Below are 22447 nucleotides of genomic sequence, written 5' to 3'. Positions count from 1 at the left end.
GACGGGTCAATAACTTCCTGTAAATGAAAAAGACTGAATTAAACCAAAAATGTATTTACCCGTTTGTGCAACATTCTGTGGATTTCTGATATTTCCTGAGATGGCACTTCCAACGAAGGCAGAAGAATTTGAAATGGTATTCAGCAACTCACGCTGTAAGAGCAACTGCAACGCTTCTGACGGATAACGTTTGGGATACACGCCTGCCTTCATTGCTGCTTTTACACCTGAATTCGAGATGCCGGGATTGCGGATACGAATAATCTCCTCTGTTAATCGCGTACGGTCGGCCCGGCTCATTTTTTGTAATAAGGAGAGCAAACTCTCAGACGATGAACGGTTAAGAAGGCGATATGTTAATGCAGCGCTTTTTAAACCCGCAGCAGCCCCGGCAAGAGAAATCGCATCCAGGGCTGTGTTGGTTGCTGTATACCACTCCTGGGAGTCCATCCACGCAACGTAATCATCATGATTCATAGCGATCAACGATAGTCGGCCAAGCCCATTTGCACATTGAATTCCAGTTGCTACACCACCGGCTAAAATCACAGCGGCTATAGCACCGGAAGACCCTGCAGTGAGAGGTATAGCCATACCGGCCCCTGCCGCAAGTACAACAGTAAGAATTGCGGCTCCGCAGGAAATTGCCGTTGAACCAATTTCAGTTGCCAGGGAAGGGGAATTAATCGTCGCCGTTGTTGCCTGAACGGGGTTAACTTGTGAGGCATTTACTTTAGTTATGACTACATGACTAACCGAGCTTTCGTTTGGTGTCGCAATCCTTCTTGATGGCCGTACTAGCCACTGACGTGTACCGTCTGAGTAGATAATCCCGGCCTGGCTAAAATTTCTGCTGCAGTCCAGTTGACCTGCAAGTGCTGTGAAATTTATATCGCCGCCAGAGGCAAGACCAAGACTGCGTGCGAGTTCGTAATCTGGAAGATCCTTTGAAAATTGTCCTGTGAATGTCACTTCATCTCTCCGTCCATGTGAAACGTTGATTGTTAATAAATCAAGAGTAAAGGTCCTGTTAACACTTAAAATTAGGAATGTTCCGAATAGTGTTCATCCCTCTCAAATCCATTAAAAAATGTGATTAGGATCCTTTGTTCGTTCGATTTTCTTAGATGATACGCCTAATGCTGACACAAACCTTTCCCGGGTCAATGCAACGCCATATTTATCAGGGGGAAAAATTTCAGGAGTTAACAAAAAAAAAATAAGCCCGCGTAAGGGAGATTACGCAGGCTAAGGAGGTGGTTCCTGGTACAGCTAGCATTTATGGGTTATGTTTTTCAGCGGGGGGGATAATACCCGTATTGAACGAAGCGGTATGTGATCCGATTCTAAGAATTATCCCAGCGTGAAAAAATCCCGTTGATTGACTATTTGCCGTGTGGATTTCGGGTATTTTCACCTTCAAAATTACGCATCAGCAGCGCAAACTCCAGCTCCACCTCTTCAGGAACCGGCAGCCAGACCACATGGCCGTCGCCAGGTGCGACCTCAATCGCCTCACCTTTTTTGTTTTCCAGGTGCTCCAGTCGGAAGTTCATGTTGCCCTGCGGCGTCATCAGCTCCAGGCTGTCGCCTTTAGTGAATTTGTTTTTTACGGCGACGGCGGCCAGCGGGCCTTTACGCTCGCCGGTGAAGTCGCCTACAAACTGCTGGCGTTCGGAAATCGAATAGCCATGCTCGTAGTTCTGGTAGTCGTCGTGAGTGTGACGACGCAGGAAACCTTCGGTATAGCCGCGATGCGCCAGACCTTCCAGCGTTTCCAGCAGGCTGGTGTCGAACGGTTTACCGGCAGCGGCATCGTCGATGGCTTTGCGATATACCTGTGCGGTACGGGCGCAGTAGTAGTAAGACTTGGTGCGGCCTTCAATTTTCAGGGAGTGTACGCCCATCTTGGTTAAACGCTCGACGTGCGCGATGGCGCGCAGATCTTTAGAGTTCATGATGTAGGTGCCGTGCTCGTCTTCGAAGGCGGTCATGTACTCACCCGGACGTTTGGCTTCTTCGATCATAAACACGCTGTCGGTAGGCGCGCCGATACCCAGCGTTGGCTCAACGTTGGTGACCGGGATCGGCTCGTGTTTATGCACGATGTTACCGATGTCATCCTCTTTGCCTTCCTGAACGTTATATTCCCAGCGGCAGGCGTTGGTGCAGGTGCCCTGGTTCGGGTCACGCTTGTTGATGTAGCCAGAGAGCAGGCAGCGGCCGGAGTAGGCCATGCACAGCGCGCCGTGAACGAAGATTTCGATCTCCATATCCGGCACCTGGGTGCGGATCTCTTCGATCTCTTCGAGGGACAGCTCGCGGGACAGAATGACGCGGGTCAGCCCCATCTGTTTCCAGAATTTCACCGTTGCCCAGTTGACGGCGTTAGCCTGCACTGAGAGGTGAATGTCCATCTCCGGGAAATTCTCCCGAACCAGCATGATTAAACCCGGGTCCGACATGATCAGCGCGTCCGGCCCCATCTCCACGACCGGCTTCAGGTCGCGAATGAACGTTTTCAGCTTGGCGTTGTGCGGCGCGATGTTCACCACCACGTAGAATTTTTTGCCCAGGGCATGCGCTTCGTTGATGCCGAGCTGAAGATTCTCGTGGTTGAATTCGTTGTTACGCACGCGCAGCGAGTAGCGCGGCTGGCCCGCGTAAACGGCGTCGGCACCATAGGCGAAAGCGTAACGCATATTTTGCAGCGTTCCCGCCGGGGAAAGAAGTTCCGGTTTAAACATGTTTGTTCTCGTTCTGATGACAGGTCAGATCCGCATGCACCTGGTGCAGCGGTAAGGGGAGATCCCCCACTTTAAGGGCGGGCATTGTAGCGCTGCGGGGCGGGGAGGTAAAGCGCCTCACCCCTTTCAGATGACATAATACTTCGTATCTTTAAACCATTAGCGATATGACATACAAACACAAATATATTAAAGCCAGTAGAATAATACCGGCGATAAGAATGAAACCAATGGCATTCATCGTAGCCGTTCCAGAATACTTGACTGTCCAGATGGCAACCGTTCGGATGTTATGCAGTATTTTTGTGATCATATAGCTGATGAAAACAATAAGCAGCGTCAATTGCGTAAACATGGAAAGGTAAAACATGATCGCCTGCGGAATGAAGTAGTTAGATATTGCCCCTTTTGAGGTAAAGATAATCATGGTTTCGTTATCGATGAAATCCAGTGAAGAACGTATCACTTCCAGCGGGTTCCATGTCATTACAGGTCTGTCTTCAAAATACAGGCCTTGCTGGATATAGAGGTCCTCAATCGAAGCATTTTTAAGATGGGTGATGATAAGTGTAAATGAGAGCATAACACCCAGAACAATTGAAGAAAAATAAACGATCGATTTTACAGACGAAAACCCTTTCGATAGACCTGCGTTAATGTAAGCTCTGATAAGATAAATTGACATCACATCAAGCAGTAAAGAGTACCAAAAGCCAAAATGAATAAAGTCATGTAAAGCAACTTCAATGGTCAATGGCAGATGTTGAGGAATGATGTGCTCAGGATTTCTAAAAGTCAGCACCCAGAGATACCAAACTACAAATAAGATACTGGAATATAAAACCAATAAAAACGGGATGGTAATTAATTGCCTTTTTGAGAATGCATGATTACCGAATGCCAGGAAAAAAGCGCTTACCCATTGCTCGGAAAACTTGGTTATTCTGTTTTTTTTAGGTATGAGGAGTTCTATTTTTTGTATTGCTTTTGTTTTCATTTTTTTATTATAAGCAAATAACCCCAGAAAAAGGCTGGCAACGCTTATAGCTGTGGTGATGATAATGAATAAATTACCAATAAAATTTTGCATTTCTTGAAGCCGTAATATAGTGATTTATTTCGTTTTTAACATCAAACATTACAGTTTGCAATTGTCAAATCAGGTAGGCGTGTTGTTAGAAAGTGAATGTTATGAAGAACGATGATTACCTGGGCAGGTAATCATCGTTAAAGCAAATATTAAGCAATCCTGCACGCATCCGCTTCCCAGCGATACCCCACGCCGTACACCGCGCGAATAAACGACTGGTCGGCGTCCAGCGCCTCCAGCTTGCGGCGCAGGTTTTTGATGTGGCTGTCGATGGTGCGGTCGGTCACCACGCGGTAATCGTCATACAGATGGTTGAGCAGCTGCTCGCGGGAAAACACTTTGCCCGGCTCGTGGGAGAGCGTTTTCAACAGGCGAAACTCTGCGGGGGTGAGATCCAAAAGTTTGCTGCGCCAGCTCGCCTGGAAACGGCTTTCGTCGACGATCAGCGGGCTTTGCGCATCCAGCACCTGCAATTCACGCTGCGGCTTACAGCGGCGGAGGATGGTTTTCACGCGAGCGACCACCTCCCGCGGGCTGTAAGGCTTGCAGATGTAATCGTCAGCGCCGATTTCGAGCCCCAGCAGACGATCGATCTCTTCGATTTTGGCCGTCACCATCACGATGGGCACATCGGAGAAACGACGAATTTCGCGGCACAGGGTTAGGCCGTCGGTACCCGGCAGCATCAGATCCAGCAGGATCAGATCCGGCGGCGTCTGGCGCACGTAGGGCAGCACCTGGTCGCCGTGGCTGATAAGCGTTGGCGCGTAACTCGCAGCGCGCAAATAGTCGATCAGCAGTTGCCCAAGTTTAGGCTCGTCTTCCACGATCAAAATACGCGGTGTGTTGTCGTCAATCGGTAACTCGGTCATGCTTCCCTCGATAAATCCCGTTCCAGAGGTAACTCTACTGTAATGCTAACCCCGCCAAAAGGCGAATGGGCGGCGCGGATGGTGCCGCCATGGGCCTCCACAATGTTAACGCAAATGGCCAGCCCAAGGCCGGAACCGCCGCTGGCGCGGTTGCGTGAACCTTCGGTGCGATAGAAGCGCTCGAACAGTTTTTCCAGCTGCGCATCCTTCACGCCAGGGGCGGAGTCCGCAAAGGTCAGGGCAAAGCGCCCGTTTTCCTGCCTGCCGGAGATATGCAGCGCGCCGCCGCCGTCGGTGTAGCGGAGGCTGTTCTCCAGCAGATTATTGAACAGCTGCATCAGGCGATCTCTGTCGCCGAACACCACCGCACTGTCCGGCAGCGAAAGGTTGATTTTCAGGTCACGGCTGGCGAAGCGCTCGCGGAATGCGCCGGTCACGACTTCAAGGATATTGATCACATCGATCGGTGCTTTCTGGTAAGCCAGGGCGCCTTCGTCGGACATGGAAAGCTGATGCAGATCGTCCACCAGTTTGGTCAGCGTACCGACTTCCGCCTGAAGCGAGGCCACCGACTCGGGGGTGAACTGCCGCACGCCGTCCTGAATCGCCTCCAGCTCGCCGCGCAGCACCGCCAGCGGGGTGCGCAGCTCGTGCGAAATGTCGGCCATAAAATCGCGGCGCATCTGCTGGTTTTTTTCCAGCGTGCTGGCGAGCTGGTTGAAGTCCTGCGCCAGCTTGCCCAGTTCATCCTGGCTGCGGGTGTCCACGCGGGTCGAGAAATCACCCGCCGCCAGCTTGTGCGTGCCTTCCACCAGGCGCTTAACCGGCGCCAGCAGGCCGCGCGCCAGCGGGAAGGTGGCGAGCGCCGCAAGCAGGGTAGAAAGCGCGACAATCAACCAGCTGGTCTGACGCTGCTGGCGGTCAAAGTTGATGTCGGTGTTGCGCGTCAGCCGCTCGACCGGGGAGGCGATAACCCAGCCCACCGTGGCGCCGTTCGAGGTAATGGCGCGCTTTGTGCCGTCCGGCGGTACCGGAGAGCGTGGGCCAACGAGCACGCGCATCTCCTGATCAATTACCCAGAACTGGGTGCGCCAGCCGTGCGGTGGCATGCCCGGTCCCGGACGGTCGTCGTCATTATCGTGCTCCAGCGAGCGCAGAATTTGAAATATAAAGCGATCGTTGTTGCGCAGAAAACGCCAGTTACCGTGCAGGCTATACTGTTCCCCCAGCGCGTCGCTTAAGCCCTGTAAACGCTGTTCGTTACCGTGCTTGATGTAGTCAATAAAGCCGCGCTCAAAGCTGACCCGCACCGCCCAGTGCATAGTAATCAGCAGGACGATACAGGTGGCGAAAATCGCCACAAAAAGCTTACCGGTGATCCCCGGACGCCAGAATTTCATGGTGCACTCCTTTTGCCGCGTCGGATCACGACGTTTTTGGTCGTGTCATTCGGCACTCTGGCAAAGATAAAAGCGGGCAGAGCGATAATTACCGCCATGCTGAGGTAAGTGTATAAAAAGACCTGATGCGCGACGGGGGTGTCGGCGCTGAGATGGTGCTGACCGTACATGCCGAGCAGCAATCCGGCAACCGTGACCCCCACGCTCATGGAGAGCTGCATGATCATCGACAGCAGACTGTTACCACTGCTTGCCAGCTCGTCCGGCAGATCTTTCAGCGTCAGGGTGTTCATCGACGAGAAGCGCATGGAGTTGATGATCCCCTGGCAGAACAGCACCAGCGGCAGGATGTAGTACCAGCCCAGCAGCGCCACGGCCATAAACAGCAGGCAGACCAACGCCAGCCCGATCGTGGCGGCCACCAGCACGCGGCGATAGCCAAAGCGGTTCACCACCTGCACCACAATACGCTTCATCCCCATGCTGCCAAGTACCATCGGGATCATCATCAGCCCGGCATGGAACGGCGAGAAGCCCATCCCAATCTGTAAAAATACCGGCGTCATAAACGGCAACATGCCGCTGCCGATGCGTCCGGCAAAGCTGCCGAACAGACCAAGACGGTAGGTGGGATTCTTGAACAGATTTAGGCTGAACAGCGCGTTAGCGTTACCTCTGGCATGCCACAGATACCAGAGAATGGCGGTGACACCCAGCGCTACCAGCAGGGCGAGCGACAGGGAGGAGATCCCCAGCCCTTTTTGCCCGTCGAGCGCGAGGGTAAGCGTCGCCATGCCAGCTGCCAGCAGGATGAAGCCAAAGAAATCAAAGCGCCGGGTCTGCATTTTATAGTTCGGCATCAGCGTCAGGGTGGCAATCGCGCCGATAATACCGACCGGCAGGTTGATCAGGAAGATCCAGTGCCAGGAGGCATACTCCACCAGAATCCCGCCCAGCGCCGGGCCAAGCAACGGGCCGACCTGACCGGGCAGGGTGACGAAGGTCATCGCCGCCATATACTGCGCGCGCGGAACAATTTTCATCACCGTTAACCGCCCGACGGGTACCATCATCGCGCCGCCGACGCCCTGTAGCACGCGCGCCATCACCAGCTGGTCGAGGGTATTGGCCTGGGCGCAAAACAGCGACCCGGTGGTAAACAGCACAATGGCGGTGAAGAAGATGTTTCGCACGCCGACTTTATCCGCCAGCCAGCCGCTGGCAGGCAGCATCACGGCGACCGTCAGCACGTAGGCGACAATCACCATATGCATGTGCAGCGGGCTCTCCCCCAGGCTTTTCGCCATCGAGGGGAGGGCGGTGTTCACGATAGTCGTGTCCAGCGACTGCATAAAGAAGCCGAACGCGACGATCCACAATTGCCAGCGAACGTTACTGGGTAGGTCGGTCATTTACTCGGTCACCGTGGTTCTCTTTTTACGCGAAAAACGCAGCCGCAGGCGGTCAAAGAACAGATAGACTACCGGCGTCGTGTAGAGCGTCAGCAGCTGGCTCATCACCAGGCCGCCAACGATCGTGATCCCCAGCGGCTGGCGTAGTTCAGAGCCGTCACCGCCGGATATGACCAGCGGCAGCGCGCCGAACAGCGCGGCCAGCGTGGTCATCATGATCGGGCGAAAACGCAGCAGACAGGCCTGGAATATCGCCTCGTCCGGCGTCAGGTTGCCGTTGCGCTGGGCGTCCAGGGCAAAGTCGACCATCATTATCGCGTTTTTCTTCACGATGCCAATCAATAGCATGATCCCGATAAGCGCGATAAGACTGAATGGGGCACCGAACAGCTCCAGCGCCAGCAGCGCCCCCACGCCCGCAGAGGGAAGCGTGGAGAGAATGGTCAACGGGTGCACGTAGCTTTCGTACAGCACGCCCAGCACGATATAAACCGTGGCAATGGCCGCCAGAATCAAAATAACCTGCGAGTTCATGGTGTCCTGGAACACCTGCGCCGTACCGGCAAAGCTGCCGCGCACCGAGGAGGGCACCCCGAGCTGGGTCATGGCGCGATTAATGGCATCGCTGGCCTCAGACAGCGACGAGCCGGTTGGCAGGTTAAACGAGACGGTCGAGGCGGCGGAAAGCCCCTGGTGGTTCACCGACAGCGGGGCGTTCGACGGCTGCCAGCTGGCGAAGTACGACAGCGGAATCGCCTTACCGTCATCATTGATCACAAACATCTTGTCCAGCGCGCTGATGTCCTGGGTGTAGCGCGGATCCACCTCCATCACCACCTTGTACTGGTTCATCGGCTGATAGATGGTAGAGACTTCACGCTGCCCGAAGGCGTTGTTCAGCAGGCTGTTGGCCGCCTCCACGTTAATGCCCAGGCGGGCCATGGTTTCACGATCGTAGGTGAGCGCCATCTCCGCACCGTTGTTTTGGCTGTCAGAGTTCACGTCCGCCAGCTGCGGCAGCGCGGCCAGCGCTTTACGGATCTTCGGCTCCCACTCGCGCAGGGCGGCTAAGTCATCCGAGAGCAGGGTGTACTGATAGCTGGCGTTAGCCTGTCGTCCGCCGACGCGGATATCCTGAACGGCCATCAAAAACAGATTTGCCCCCGGCTCTTTGGCAAGCTTCAGCCGCAGGCGGTCAATGATCTGCTGCGCCGTTTCGTGACGTTCACCGCGCGGCTTAAGGGTAATAAACATCATCCCGCTGTTAACGCGCGAGCCGCCGGTAAAGCCGGTGACGTTATCCACGGCCGGATCTTCCCGGATGATTTTCATAAAGTCTTGCAGTTTGCCGCGCATCGCCTGGAACGAAATGCTCTGGTCCGCCTGAATGCCCCCCATCAGCACCCCGGTATCCTGCTCCGGGAAGAAGGTTTTCGGGATGGTGATATACATCCAGACGTTGAGGACGATGGTGCCGATCAGCACCAGCCCGACAATACGCGTGTGGTTCAGCACCCATTTCAGCGATTTGCCGTAGCCGGACTGCATCGCCATCAGGACGCGGCCAAAGCCTTTCCTGCGCGGCTGCGAGTGCGGTTGGCTGCGCTTTAGCATCCAGCCGCACATCATCGGCGTCAGCGTCAGCGAAATCACCAGTGAGATACCAATGGCGACGGAGAGCGTGACGGCAAATTCGCGCAGCAGTCGCCCCGGCAGGCCGCCCATCAGCAGCAGCGGCAGGAACACCGCCACCAGCGACAGGCTCATGGACAGGACCGTGAAGCCCACTTCGCGCGTCCCCTGAAGCGCCGCCTGGAGCGGCTTCATGCCCGCTTCCAGATGGCGCGAGATATTCTCCAGCACCACGATGGCGTCATCCACCACAAACCCGGTGGCAATCGTCAGCGCCATCAGCGACAGGTTGTTAAGGCTAAAGCCGCACAGGTACATGGCGGCAAAGGTGCCTATCAGCGATACCGGCACCGCCACCGCCGGGATCAGCGTCGCGCGCCCCGAGCGCAGGAACAGGAACACCACCAGGATCACCAGCGCGACGGAGATGATCAGCGTTTGCTCTACCTCCTCAAGCGAGGCGCGGATGGTGGGGGAGCGGTCCTGCGCAATCTGGAGATCGATGGCCGCCGGAATCGTTTCCTGAAGCTCCGGCAGGCGCGCGCGGATGCTGTTCACCGTCTGAATGATGTTGGCTTCCGGCAGCTTGCGGATCATCAGCAAAATCGCCGGTTTGGCGTTGGTCATCCCGGCGTTACGCACGTCCTGCACCGAATCGGTGACGCTGGCGACGTCGCTCAGGCGCACCGCCGCGCCGTTGTTGTAGTGAATAATCAACGGCTGATACTCGGCGGCGGTTTTCAGCTCGTCGTTAGTCTGGATCTGCCAGCGGTGGCTGTTGTCCTCAATCGCGCCCTGCGGCTTACGCACGTTGGCGTTGCTGATGGCGGAACGCACGTCGTCCAGCGACACGCCCTGGTTAAACAGCGCCTGCGGATTCAGCCCCACGCGCACGGCGGGCAGGGAGCTGCCGCCGACGTCCACGTCGCCCACGCCGTCAATCTGGGCGATGGTTTGCGCCAGCTGGGTGGAGGCAAAATCGTACAGCTCGCCCTGGGAGTAGGTCTCTGACGTAAGCGTCAGGATCATGATCGGCGCGTCGGAGGGGTTGGCCTTGCGATAGGTTGGACGGCTCGGCATGCCGCTCGGCAGCAGGCTTTGGGCGGCGTTAATCGCGGCCTGCACGTCACGCGCCGCGCCGTTGATGTCCCGGTCGAAATTGAATTCCAGAATGATGCGCGTGCTGCCCAGCGAACTGCTGGAGGTCATCTCGTTAACCCCGGCAATTCGACCAAGCGAGCGCTCAAGCGGCGTCGCCACCGATGAGGCCATGGTTTCCGGCGAGGCACCCGGCAGCGAGGCGCTGACCATGATCACCGGGAAATCGACCTGCGGCAGCGGGGCCACCGGCAGCAGCCGGAAGCCCAGCACGCCGCACAGGGTGATAGCGACGGAGAGTAAAATCGTCGCCACCGGACGGTAAATGAAGAGGGCGAAAAACTTCACTTACGCCTCCTCTTCACGTTTCGGGAAGCGGCTTTTCGTCCACAGGGCCAGACGGTCAAACAGCAGGTAGATAACCGGCGTGGTAAACAGCGTCAGCACCTGGCTTACGAGCAGGCCGCCGACCATCCCGATGCCCAGCGGACGGCGCAGTTCGGCCCCCACGCCGGTGCTCAGCATCAGCGGCAGCGCGCCCAGCAGGGCGGCGAGGGTGGTCATCAGGATCGGGCGAAAACGCAGCAGACAGGCCTGGTAAATGGCCTCGCGCGGCGCCATACCCTGCTCGCGCTCGGCGGCCAGCGCAAAGTCGATCATCATGATGGCGTTTTTCTTCACGATGCCGATAAGCAGAATGATGCCGATGATCGCAATCACGTCCAGTTCGCTCCCCGCCAGCATCAGCGCCAGCAGTGCCCCCACGCCCGCCGTCGGCAGGGTGGAGAGAATGGTGATCGGGTGGATAAAGCTTTCATACAGCACGCCAAGCACGATATACATCGCCACCACCGCCGCGACAATCAGCCAGACGGTGCTGCCCAGCGCGGCCTGGAACGCCAGAGTACTGCCCTGGAACTGGGTCTGAATATCGGACGGGAAGCTGAGTTCTTTCTCCGCACCCAGAATGGCCTCCACCGCTTCGCCCAGGGAATAACCGTCCGGCACGTTGAACGAAATGGTGGTGGATGGGAACTGATCGAGATGGTTAATCGACAGCGGGGTGTGACGCTCTTCCACGCTGGCAATGGCGCTGAGCGGCACAATCCCGCCGTCTTTGCTGGTCAGGCGTATCGAGTCCAGCGCGGCAAGCCCGGGCGTGTTCTCGGTGTTATGTTCCAGCACCACGCGATACTGGTTCGCCTGGGTGTAAATGGTGGAGATAAGGCGCTGGCCAAAGGCGTTATACAGCGCGTTATCCACGTCGGACATGGTAATGCCCAGACGGCTGGCGGTGTCGCGGTTGACGTTCACGTACGCCGCCAGCCCTTTATCCTGCCAGTCGCTGCTGACGTCAGAAATCTGCGGCAGTGCTTTCAGCTTGTCCACCAGCTGCGGCACCCAGGTGCTGAGTGCATCAAGCGAGGTGGCCTGGAGCGTAAACTGGTACTGCGTGCGGCTCACCTGCGTATCAATGGTTAAATCCTGGATCGGTTGCAGATACAGCTCAATGCCCGGTACGCGCGCCACAGCGCTTTGCAGACGCTCAATAACCGCGTTGACGCGATCGTCACGGTCATCGAGCGGTTTAAGGTTAATTTGCAGGCGCGCGCTGTTAAGCGACGGGTTGGTGCCGTCCACGCCCACGTAGGCAGTCAGGCTTTCCACCGCCGGATCTTTCATGATGATCTCAGACACCTGCTGCTGGCGCTGCGCCATGTTGGCGAAGGAGACCGTCTGTGGCGCCTGAAGCGTGCCCTGAATAATGCCGTTGTCCTGAATCGGGAAGAAGCCTTTCGGAATGAAAATCCACAGCATGACGCTGAGCGCCAGCGTGCCGAGGGCCACGCCGAGCGTCGCCCAGGGATGGTTCAGGACTTTCGCCAGCACGCGGCCGTAGGCGGCAATAATGCGCTCGAACATCCGCTCGGAGGCGAGGGAGAAGCGGTTTTGCTTGCGCAAAGATTCGTGGCTCAGCATGCGGGCGCACATCATCGGCGTCAGCGTCAGCGACACCACGGCAGAGATCAGAATGGCGACCGCCAGCGTCACGGCAAACTCGCGGAACAGCCGCCCGACGATATCGCCCATAAACAGCAGCGGGATCAGCACCGCAATCAGCGAGAAGGTGAGCGAAATAATGGTAAAGCCGATCTCCCCCGCGCCCTTCAGCGCGGCGGCTAACGGCTTTTCACCTTTCTCGATATAGCGCGAGATGTTTTCGATTACCACGATGGCGTCGTCCACCACAAACCCGGTGGCGATGGTGAGCGCCATCAGCGTCAGGTTGTTAATCGAGAAGTCGAGAAATACCATTACCGCGAACGTCCCGACCAGCGAGAGCGGCACGGCAACGGCGGGAATGATGGTTGCCGGAACGTTGCGCAGGAACAGGTAGATGATCATCACCACCAGCGCAATCGCCAGCATCAGCTCGAACTGGGTGTCAGTCACTGACGCGCGAATATTCGTGGTGCGGTCAGAGAGCACTTTCACGCTGACCGATTTTGGCAGGCTTTCCACCAGCTGCGGCAGCATGGTGCGAATGCTGTCGGCGGTATCAATAATGTTCGCGCCCGGCTGGCGCTGAACGTTCATGACAATCGCCTGCTGCTTATTAGCCCACGCCCCGAGCCAGCTGTTTTCCGCGCCTTGTTCGACGGTTGCCACGTCGCCCAGGCGGATCGGTGCGCCGTTCTGGTAGGCAATAATCAGCTGACGGTATTCATCGGCGGACTGCATCTGGTCGTTGGCGGAGAGCGTGACCGCGCGGGTCGGGCCGTCCAGCGAGCCCTTCGCTGAGTTAACGTTGGCGCTGCTGATGGCGGTGCGAATGGTTTCGCTGGTTAACCCCAGCGCGGCAATGGCCTGGGCATTGAGCTTAACGCGCACCGCGGGGCGTTGTCCCCCTGCGAGCGTCACCAGCCCGACGCCTGTCACCTGCGAAATCTTCTGCGCCACGCGGGTTTCGACCATGTCTTCCACCTGTGTCATCGGCATGGCGGAGGAGGTGACGGCAAGCGTCATGATCGGCGGGTCTGCCGGGTTCACTTTGCTGTAAACCGGCGGGTTCGGCAGGTCAGACGGCAGCAGGTTGGTGGCGGCGTTAATGGCGGCCTGCACCTCCTGTTCCGCGACGTCCAGCGACAGCGCGAGCTGGAACTGAAGCGTGACGACCGAGGCACCGCCCGAGCTCTGGGAGGACATCTGCTTCAGGCCAGACATCTGGCCAAACTGACGCTCCAGCGGGGCGGTGATGGCGGACGTCACCACATCCGGACTGGCGCCCGGATAGAGGGTGACAACCTGAATAGTCGGGTAGTCCACTTCCGGCAGCGCCGACACGGGCAGAAAACGGTAGCCAATGATCCCGGCCAGCAGGATCGCCACCATCAACAGGGTCGTCGCAACCGGTCGTAAAATAAACAGGCGTGATGGCCCACCTGTAGAGCTCGGCGGCATCACCTGCATCAGGCTTTTGCTCCTGTATTCTGCGCTTCCACCACCTCGACCTGCGCCCCTTCGGTCAGCCGGTCAATACCGTCGGTTACGACGCGGTCGCCTGCGGACAGCCCGGCGCTGATCACCACCGTCTGACTGTCCTGGATCCCGGTTTTCACCAGGTGTTTGCTGACCTTGTTTTCGCTGTTCAGCACCCAGACAAAGTTGCCTTCACTGCCCATTTGCAGGGCCGCCGTCGGGATCACCACGGCGTTTTCTTCGGTCGCGACCAGCATTCGCGCATTGACGAACTGATTCGGGAACAGGGCATCGTCCTGATTGTTGAAGCGTGCTTTTAGCTTGATGGTGCCGGTGGTGGTGTCGATCTGGTTATCCAGGCTCAACAGCGAACCTTCGCTCAGCTTCTGCTTGTTGGTGCGATCCCAGGCTTCAACTACCAGCGATTTTCCGGCCTTCTGCGCCTGTATCACCGTCGCAATGTCGCTTTCCGGCAGGGTAAAGACGAGATCGATAGGGTGCGTCTGGGTGATCACCACGATGCCCGTGGTATCGCCGCTGGAGATTTGGTTCCCGATATCAACCTGTTTCAGGCCCACGCGGCCGTCAATCGGCGCGGTGATCCGGCTCCAGTCGAGCTGGAGCTGGGCGCTGGCGACCGCGGCTTCGTCGGCCTTGATGGTGCCCTGAGATTCACTGACCAGAGATTGCTGGGTATCCAGCTCCTGGCGCGACACGAGGTTGGTTTTTACCAACTGCTGATAGCGGGCTAAATCGCGGCGGGCATTGGCGAGGGTGGCTTTGTCTTTCGCGAGTTGCCCCTGCGCCTGCGCCAGGGCCACCTTAAACTGGCTTGGATCGATTTCCGCCAGCAGATCGCCCGCTTTCACCTGTTGACCTTCCTGGAAGTGGATGGCCATCAGCTGACCGTCCACGCGGCTACGTACCGTCACGGTGTTGGCGGCAGTGATGGTTCCCAGCCCGGAGAGATAACGAGGCACCGCTTTATTCACCGCCGTTGCCGCCTGCACCGGTGCCAGCGCACCGCCGCGCATACCGTGGCGCCCGCCGCCCGTTGGGCGTTGTGAGGGGCTACTGGCGCCAGCAGGTGCCGTGGAGTTCGCGGACTGGCTGTGCCAGTACCAGGCGGCGGCCAGGACCACCACAATCAGACCAGCGGCGATTGCCCAGCGGGATTTGTTACTGCCTTTCATCGTTATACGTTCTCATCCTGAAACTCTTTCGGGGAATGATACTAGTTTAGTCAGGTAACACAGTGGAAAAATGGAGGAAATATGGAAGACTGTCAGGAATGGTCTGAGTGTGGTGCCGCGGTTTCGCCTTCGCCGGGTGGCGCTGCGCTTACCCGGCCTACGGTTGAAGGATCTTGTTAGCCGGGTAAGGCGAAGCCGCCACCCGGCACAACTCCATTAGCTAAACACCACCTGCGCCCAGCGCGCCAGCCCTGCCGTAACGGAGCCAAAGTCATCGCCGCCGGCAATCGGGATCCCCGGCAGCTGTTCCGCCAGCGCTTTCTTGATCAGCGGCGAACGGGCGCTACCGCCGGTCAGGTAAATCACGTCCGGCTTCACTTTGCCATTCTCAAGCGCCAGCTGCACCTGCTCCAGAATACGCTGAAGCGGCTGAGTCAGCGCCATTTCCAGTCCTTCCTGGGTGATAGCCGTAGCCAGATCGTCACTGATAAACGGCAGCGAAACCGCATGCTCAGGACGATCGGAAAGGGCGATTTTGCTCTCTTCGGCGGTGCGCACCACGCGGTAGCTCAGGCGCTGACGCCACACCTTATACAGCAGCGCGACCTTCTCTGCATCCTGTGCATCACGCACCAGATCGTTGAGGAAACGGCCATTCGCGGTGCTGTAAAAATCACTCTGGGCAGGGACGTCGTTGATGGCAATCGCGTTCCACCACGGCAGGATCGGCAGGGCGATGCCTTTCTCGGTTTGACCGCCCATGCCGAGCAGCGGCATCAGGCTCTTGAATGCCAGGGCAATATCCAGATCGTTACCGCCCACTCGGCAGCCGCTGTGCCCCAGCAGACTATTTTCACGATCGCGACGGTGATGCCACTTCGGACCCATCAGCAGTAATGAGCAGTCCGTCGTTCCGCCGCCGATGTCCACTACCAGCACCCGTTGTTCTTCCGTCAGCGTGGCTTCAAAATCCAGTCCCGCTGCAACCGGCTCATACTGGAATACCACGTCACGGAAGCCAGCCCGGTGCGCTGCACGCTCAAGGATCCCCTGCGCCTGCTGGTTGGCGTCGTCGCCGCCCAGCCCCTGGAAGTTGATCGGACGGCCAATTACCGCCTGGGTGATGGCATCCGGCACCTGGGACTGCGCCTGATTGCGGATGTGCAGCATCATCGCGCAGACCAGATCTTCAAACATCGCCACTTGCTGTGGCTTCAGGCCGCTGGCGCCGAGGAAGGATTTCGGCGATTTAACGAAGTAGACCTCTTCCGGATCTTCAATGTACTGCCCGAGGGAAGAGAGGCCGAACTGCACGCTGGAAGGGGTAACGTCGATATCTTCCTCGCGGTTAAAGCTGACCGCACGGCGCAGCAGCGCCTGGGTTTCCGCTGCGGTAGCAGGAACCTGATGATGGCGGAACAGCCACTCGCTCACCGCTTCACGCGTCGGCGCACAGAGCATTGACGGCAACAGCGTACTGCCGTTTTCCATTTTCAGGAGCTGCGGTTGTCCGTTTTGCATTATCGCAACCGAGCAGTTTGCGGTGCCGTAGTCGAATCCAATAAACACAATAAATCCCCATGCCGGTGAGAAGGGGCGAGACTTTAGCGAAATGTCTGCCAGGCGACAACAGGAATATGAAAGCAAGGCGCAACGCGATCTTTCGGTTTATGCTGAGGTAAATACAAAAGGAGAGACAATGTACACCCTGAACTGGCAACCGCCTTACGACTGGTCGTGGATGTTTGGCTTTCTTGCCGCGCGTGCGGTCACGGGGGTTGAGACCGTTACGAAGGATTACTACGAGCGCAGTTTTGGCTATGCCGGGCACCAGGGCGTTTTCCGGGTTACGCCAGACAGCGCAACCCATACGCTGGCGGTGTCGCTCAGCCCTGGCCTGATCCCGGTGGCGGATATCTGCCTGGACCGCATTGCCCGCCTTTTTGACCTCGATTGCGACCCGCAGCACATTGCACAGACCCTCGGCGATCTCGGCGCGGCGCGGCCGGGGTTACGTTTGCCCGGCGCAATGGATGCTTACGAGCAGGGCGTGCGCGCCATTCTCGGACAACTGGTAAGCGTGGCGATGGCGGCTAAACTGGCGTCACGGGTGGTGGCGCTGTGCGGTGAACCCATCCAGGACGCGCCGGGCTACCTCTGCTTTCCTCCGCCAGAGGTACTGGCCGCGGTGGATCCGCTGGCGTTGAAAGCCCTCGGGATGCCGCTCAAGCGTGCGGAGTCGTTGATTCATCTGGCGCAGTCGGTGGTGGACGGTGAATTCCCGCTGTTCCCGCCCGCGAACGTTGAGGACGGGATGAAGGCGCTACAGCAGCGCCCCGGCATCGGGCGCTGGACCGCGAATTATCTGGCCCTGCGCGGCTGGCAGGCGAAGGATGTTTTCCTGCCGGATGATTATCTGATTAAACAGCGCTTTGCCGGTATGACGCCCGCGCAGATCCGTCGCTACGCCGAGCGCTGGCAGCCGTGGCGCTCGTATGCGCTGTTACATATTTGGTACACCGACGGCTGGTCGCCGTCAGTTGATGGCGAAATAGCTGGTATTCAGCAGTAGATCGAGCGGCTGCGCTTCCCCAATGGTGTCGCCGTAGATAAAGTCAACGCCGATGCCCGACAGCGTATTCATCATGATCGACTGATGGCATGGCCCGGCAATGGTTTTTATGCCCAGACGCTGGGCATGGCCCTGAATGATGGTCACCATCATCTCGTCCATCAGATTGCCGTGGACGTTGGTCACCACGTCTGCATCCAGCAGCAGATAATCAGCGGTGTTGGCGCTGAGCTGGCTGAAGACGTTCATATCGCGTCCAACCCGCGTCAGCACCACGCGACAGCCAGCCTGACGAAGCTTTTGCAGACCCTGCTGCACGTTTTCATCCGTATTGCTCAGCACATCAGCGGCGATCGCCAGATGCAGCAGCCGCGCCGGCAGCGGACCTTTGGTAATGAGGTCGAGCAGCTCATCCACCAGCGTGACGCTGGCTAAACCCGCTTCTGAGAGCGGCAGCGCGACGCCCATTCCTTTGGCCGCCACCTGTGCGGCATAGGTACGGAAAAATTCGCTGAAGATACGTCGGTCCAGGGCGTGCAGCAGCTCCGGCTCCGCCAGCCCGGCGCGGAAGGCATGCTCTTCCAGCACTTCCCCCTGGCTGGTCCACAGCCGCAAGGAAATCAGCCAGAAGCTACTGCTCTCGGGAATGCGCGGCGAGGCGACGCTGCGGGCGATCATCAGCAGATGGTTATCTTTAATCATGTGCCACTGCTCATCCAGCGACATCATGCTGCGCGTGCTGTGGATCCTCTCCTGCTGGGGTTCGTAGACGGTGACCACGCCGCGCCCGCTGTTTTTCGAGGCGTAGCAGGCGATATCGGCCTGAGACATCACTTCCGCAGCCTGATAATTGGTGTCGTCAATCAGCGTAATCCCCGCACTGGCACCAATGCGGTGCAGGCGTCCTTCCCAGGAAAAATGATAGTTGTTGATGGCGTCGATCAACCGGCCCGCAATGTAGCGTGCGCTTTCGACGTTGCAGTCCGGCAGCAGCAGGCCAAACTCGTCGCCGCCCAGACGCGCCAGCACGTCGCTGGAGCGCAGCATGGTCAGCATCAGCGAAGAGAGTTCGCGCAGGAGCGCGTCGCCCGCCGCGTGACCTGCGGTATCGTTCACCGCCTTAAAACGGTCAAGATCGATAAAGACCAGCGCGTGATGCTGATGGGTCTCCTGTACTGTCTGCAACAGACGCTTCAGATGGTTTTCAAAGCTGACGCGGTTCGCCAGGTGGGTCAGGGCGTCATGTGAGGCGCTGTAACTCAGCTGGCGCAGCATTTTGCGCGACTCGGTCACGTCCTGAATCACCAGCACCGAGCCGATGGTGTTACCTTCCAGAGTGCTGAGGGGGGTAATGCTGTAATGAATATCGAAACTGCCGCCATTGCGGCAGTTAAGCACCACGTCCTGTTCGATATCGGTACGGGACATATCGCCGCTGTGGATGTTTTCCATTAACGGACCGTTCTCGCCAAAGGTAATGTGCAGCACCTTCAGAACGGGCTGACCCAGCGCTTCGCTTTGCGACCAGCCGCTCATCTTCTCGGCGACCGGGTTCATAAAGGTGATGTTCATGTCGATATCGGTGCACAGCACCGCTTCGCCGATGGAGTCGAGGGTGATATGCAGGCGCTCTTTTTCCTGGAACAGCGCCTCGTTCAGCTGCTTCACCTCGGTCATATCCATGTTGATCCCTAATAGCCGCTCCACTTCGCCCTGTTTGTTCAGTACCCGGTTCGCCAGCGAACGAATGTGGCGGATGCCATCCTTGACGCGAATGCGAAATTCCAGCTTGAAAGGCACCCTGGCCTGAAGGGATTCTCGCAGCACCTGTTCGGCGTGGGGGCGATCTTCAGGCACCATGGCCGCATGCCAGAGCTGCCAGGTGGGTTTAATGTGCGGGGGGATCTCGTACAGCTCAAACATCCGCTTATCCCAGCTGATCACGTCCGGCTCGAGATCCCACTCCCATATCCCGATGCCACCGGCTTCGTTCGCGAGGGTGATACGCTCCATCAGACGCTTATTGACCCACTCGGTCTGTTTCAGGTCGTTGATATCTTCAATCTGGGCAATAAAGTAGAGCGGGGTGCCGTCGGCATGGCGCACAACGGAGACGGCCAGCAGCGCCCACACCACCTCGCCGCTGCGAGTGTAGTAGCGTTTTTCGAGGCTGTAGCTATTGATCTCCCCGTTAATCAGCTGTCCCAACTGCTCCAGGTCGGTATTTAAATCTTCTGGCCAGGTTAACTGCTGAAACGTGAGCGACTGGAGTTCAGACTGGCTGTAACCGAGGAAATTGCACAGCGCCTTGTTGGCCTGGAGCCACTGGCCCTCAATGCCCACCAGCGCCATACCAATCGCGGAATATTCCATCGCATTACGAAAACGTTCTTCGCTTTCCGTAATATGTTTACGCTCGGCCCGGAAGGCATACATCACCATCGTCATAATATTGGCGGGGAGCAGCATCATCAGGAAGGGGAGCCACGGCGTGTTGAAGGTGACGATCATGGAGGAGGGCGTCATGGAGAGCGGATTTCGCGCCATCATCAGGGACACCATCATGATGGTGAATAAAAATATCAGGAACGCTTCCATACGCGGCAGACGTACCGCGCTCCACATCAGCAGAACGATGATGCAGGTGAATGGCCACGGCAGCCAGGTGATTGCCGTCCAGCAAAGAACCAGCGTAACGACCAGGGTCACCAGCGTTTCCAGCAGCAGTTTCGGATTGCGGTGGCGCAGCAGGTAATGCGGTTTAAACAGCAGACCTAAAGGCAACAGCGCCAGCGCGCCAATGGCCTCTGAAAGTACCCAGACAAGGAAATTACGCAGCGGCTCCGCGCTCGGCACCAGAAAATGAACCAGAACGCCCCCCACCAGCGGCGGCACAAGGGCACTGCCGAGGGCAAGCCGGACCCAGTCGTTGAGGTTTTGCAGCGGATTATACCAGGGGAGCAGTTTACGCAGTAACAGCGCGCCAACCGTGGCCTCAATGATATTAATCGCCGTGTAGGTGATGTTGAGCGATTCCCATGAGAAGAGCATCCACGAGGCAAAGATATTGCCAAAAGAGCAGGCGAGGGCAATGCCGGGCCACATTTTTCCCGCGTGGCGGTAAAACGCTACCATCATTATTGAAGTCGGGAACCACAATGGCGCCAGCAGCGTACCGAAGCGAGTCAGTTCGAGGGAAAATAAGGTGAAGATGAACGTGACCAGACCCAGACAGACAAGCCGCAGTAAAGGATGTGGGGTAGTAACCAAAACCCGCTGGTATTGTTTATTCATTACCGCTCTATCCAGGGACGCCATGTTGTCAGGAGCCAGGTCCGGACGCGTGAAATTAATAATTTGGTTTATGCTAGTACAAACATTTTACAATTCATATGCCGAGTGCTCAGATTTTGACTTCATAGACTTATAAAATAGTTACTCTGCGAAGAATGGTGATGAAATGGTGAAAATCCGCGCGTAAAAATTTCGCTAAAGGCGTGAAACGGCGCTTTTCAGCCCGCCTCGCATAACCTGCGCATTCGACTGGTATCACGCCCCCGAAATCCCTATAATTGCCGCGTTTGACGCTCCGGCGTCGTCCTTCCTTACATCCAGGTTAATCAGGTCGCTAAATTTATGACTGATAAGTCTCATCAGTGCGTCATCATAGGCATCGCCGGCGCATCGGCTTCAGGTAAAAGTCTTATTGCCAGTACGCTTTATCGCGAACTGCGTGAACAAGTGGGTGATGAGCATATCGGTGTTATTCCCGAAGATAGCTATTACAAAGATCAATCCCATCTTTCGATGGAAGAGCGCGTAAAAACCAACTACGACCACCCCAGTGCGATGGATCACAGCCTGCTGTTCCAGCATCTGGAAGCGCTAAAGCGCGGCGAGGCAATTGAGCTGCCCGTCTACAGCTACGTGGAACATACCCGCACCCAGGAAACGATCCGTATCGAGCCCAAGAAGGTGATTATCCTTGAAGGGATTTTGCTGCTCACCGACGCCCGTCTGCGCGAATCAATGAACTTCTCGATTTTCGTCGACACTCCTCTGGATATCTGCCTGATGCGGCGTATCAAACGCGACGTTAATGAACGTGGCCGCTCCATGGACTCGGTGATGGCGCAATATCAGAAAACCGTTCGCCCGATGTTCCTGCAATTTATTGAGCCTTCGAAACAATACGCCGATATTATCGTGCCTCGTGGCGGTAAAAACCGTATTGCCATTGATATCTTAAAAGCGAAAATCAGTCAGTTTTTTGAATAAGCCGTGTGAATTGTGTACCGTTCAGAGATAACCTGGTTTTGCCCTGACGCCGTAAGGCTTCAGGGCGCGATGCACGAAAGGAGAAAGTGCCATGCGTCTTTGTGACCGCGATATAGAAGCCTGGCTGGATGAAGGCCGCCTGTCTATCACCCCGCGTCCGCCGGTTGAGCGTATTAACGGCGTGACCGTCGATGTGCGTCTGGGGAATAAATTCCGCACCTTCAGCGGCCACACGGCACCGTTTATCGACCTCAGCGGGCCGAAAGACGAAGTCAGCGCGGCGCTGGATCGCGTCATGAGCGACGAAATCGTCATCGACGAAGGAGAGGCGTTTTATCTCCATCCTGGCGAACTGGCGCTGGCGGTGACCTTTGAATCGGTCACGCTGCCTGCGGATCTGGTCGGCTGGCTTGACGGACGCTCTTCCCTGGCGCGTCTGGGCCTGATGGTGCACGTCACCGCGCACCGTATCGATCCGGGCTGGTCGGGCCGTATCGTGCTGGAGTTCTTTAACGCCGGTAAACTGCCGCTGGCGCTTCGTCCGGGAATGATGATTGGTGCGTTGAGCTTCGAACCGCTGACCGGCCCGGCAGACCGTCCTTATAACCGCCGTCAGGACGCAAAATATCGCGACCAGCAGGGTGCGGTTGCCAGTCGTATCGATAAAGACTGA

General features: G+C 57.1%; 14 protein-coding genes. 3 read left to right on the top strand and 11 right to left on the bottom strand.

Going from position 1 to position 22447, the window contains the following annotated elements; genetic code table 11:
• Positions 1 to 6 precede the first annotated feature (6 nt).
• The 10 genes from RY075_RS15175 to yegD all read right to left on the bottom strand — a co-directional run bounded on the left by RY075_RS15175 (position 7) and on the right by yegD (position 16493).
• The gene (locus RY075_RS15175) at positions 7 to 972 is read right to left on the bottom strand and encodes a hypothetical protein (RefSeq protein WP_058656753.1); all 966 of its coding nucleotides are present in this window, start codon (positions 970 to 972) and stop codon (positions 7 to 9) included.
• Between the two features lie 413 nt (positions 973 to 1385).
• A complete protein-coding gene (gene yegQ / locus RY075_RS15170) occupies positions 1386 to 2747 on the bottom strand; it encodes a tRNA 5-hydroxyuridine modification protein YegQ (RefSeq protein ID WP_022651495.1) in 1362 nt (453 codons plus the stop codon).
• A 151-nt stretch (positions 2748 to 2898) separates the two neighbouring features.
• Positions 2899 to 3837: a hypothetical protein gene (locus tag RY075_RS15165; protein ID WP_045350251.1), complete on the bottom strand. Its 939-nt coding sequence runs from the start codon at positions 3835 to 3837 to the stop codon at positions 2899 to 2901.
• A gap of 149 nt (positions 3838 to 3986) precedes the next feature.
• Positions 3987 to 4709, bottom strand: a complete 723-nt coding sequence (baeR, locus tag RY075_RS15160) for a two-component system response regulator BaeR (protein WP_015572364.1) — start codon at positions 4707 to 4709, stop codon at positions 3987 to 3989.
• Positions 4706 to 6109 (bottom strand): two-component system sensor histidine kinase BaeS, encoded by a 1404-nt coding sequence (baeS, locus tag RY075_RS15155; RefSeq protein ID WP_006811258.1) that lies wholly within the window; start codon positions 6107 to 6109, stop codon positions 4706 to 4708. Before baeS ends, baeR begins: the two co-directional genes overlap by 4 nt.
• Positions 6106 to 7521 (bottom strand): MFS transporter, encoded by a 1416-nt coding sequence (locus RY075_RS15150; protein ID WP_003862087.1) that lies wholly within the window; start codon positions 7519 to 7521, stop codon positions 6106 to 6108. The genes baeS and RY075_RS15150 overlap by 4 nt, the downstream gene beginning before the upstream one ends.
• Complete coding sequence (gene mdtC, locus RY075_RS15145; protein WP_023324948.1) at positions 7522 to 10599, bottom strand: multidrug efflux RND transporter permease subunit MdtC; 3078 nt, start codon at positions 10597 to 10599, stop codon at positions 7522 to 7524.
• Positions 10600 to 13722, bottom strand: a complete 3123-nt coding sequence (locus RY075_RS15140; protein WP_022651491.1) for an MdtB/MuxB family multidrug efflux RND transporter permease subunit — start codon at positions 13720 to 13722, stop codon at positions 10600 to 10602.
• Positions 13722 to 14924 carry an MdtA/MuxA family multidrug efflux RND transporter periplasmic adaptor subunit gene (locus tag RY075_RS15135; RefSeq protein WP_022651490.1) on the bottom strand — a complete coding sequence of 401 codons (1203 nt, stop codon included), beginning with the start codon at positions 14922 to 14924 and terminating at the stop codon, positions 13722 to 13724. The genes RY075_RS15140 and RY075_RS15135 overlap by 1 nt, the downstream gene beginning before the upstream one ends.
• Positions 14925 to 15140: 216 nt before the next feature.
• Positions 15141 to 16493, bottom strand: coding sequence for a molecular chaperone (gene yegD / locus RY075_RS15130; RefSeq protein WP_003862083.1), 1353 nt, complete (start codon positions 16491 to 16493; stop codon positions 15141 to 15143).
• Positions 16494 to 16623: 130 nt separating this feature from the next.
• On the opposite strand from yegD, the gene alkA reads away from it, so the two are divergent.
• On the top strand, positions 16624 to 17496 hold the full coding sequence (gene alkA, locus RY075_RS15125) for a DNA-3-methyladenine glycosylase 2 (protein WP_047055230.1): 873 nt from the start codon (positions 16624 to 16626) through the stop codon (positions 17494 to 17496).
• Here the strand turns inward: alkA and RY075_RS15120 are convergent.
• Complete coding sequence (locus RY075_RS15120) at positions 17461 to 20790, bottom strand: diguanylate cyclase (RefSeq protein WP_338627814.1); 3330 nt, start codon at positions 20788 to 20790, stop codon at positions 17461 to 17463. The genes alkA and RY075_RS15120 overlap by 36 nt on opposite strands.
• 342 nt (positions 20791 to 21132) lie before the next feature.
• On the opposite strand from RY075_RS15120, the gene udk reads away from it, so the two are divergent.
• Together udk and dcd are read left to right on the top strand one after the other, a co-directional pair.
• Complete coding sequence (gene udk, locus RY075_RS15115) at positions 21133 to 21774, top strand: uridine kinase (protein ID WP_000130320.1); 642 nt, start codon at positions 21133 to 21135, stop codon at positions 21772 to 21774.
• A 91-nt stretch (positions 21775 to 21865) separates the two neighbouring features.
• On the top strand, positions 21866 to 22447 hold the full coding sequence (dcd, locus tag RY075_RS15110) for a dCTP deaminase (RefSeq protein ID WP_013097886.1): 582 nt from the start codon (positions 21866 to 21868) through the stop codon (positions 22445 to 22447).

It is taken from the genome of Enterobacter sp. JJBC (assembly GCF_036936505.1).
Lineage (GTDB): Bacteria > Pseudomonadota > Gammaproteobacteria > Enterobacterales > Enterobacteriaceae > Enterobacter > Enterobacter hormaechei_C.
The sequence above is the reverse complement of the archived record's forward strand: the minus strand, read 5'-3'. Positions and strand labels throughout refer to the sequence as shown.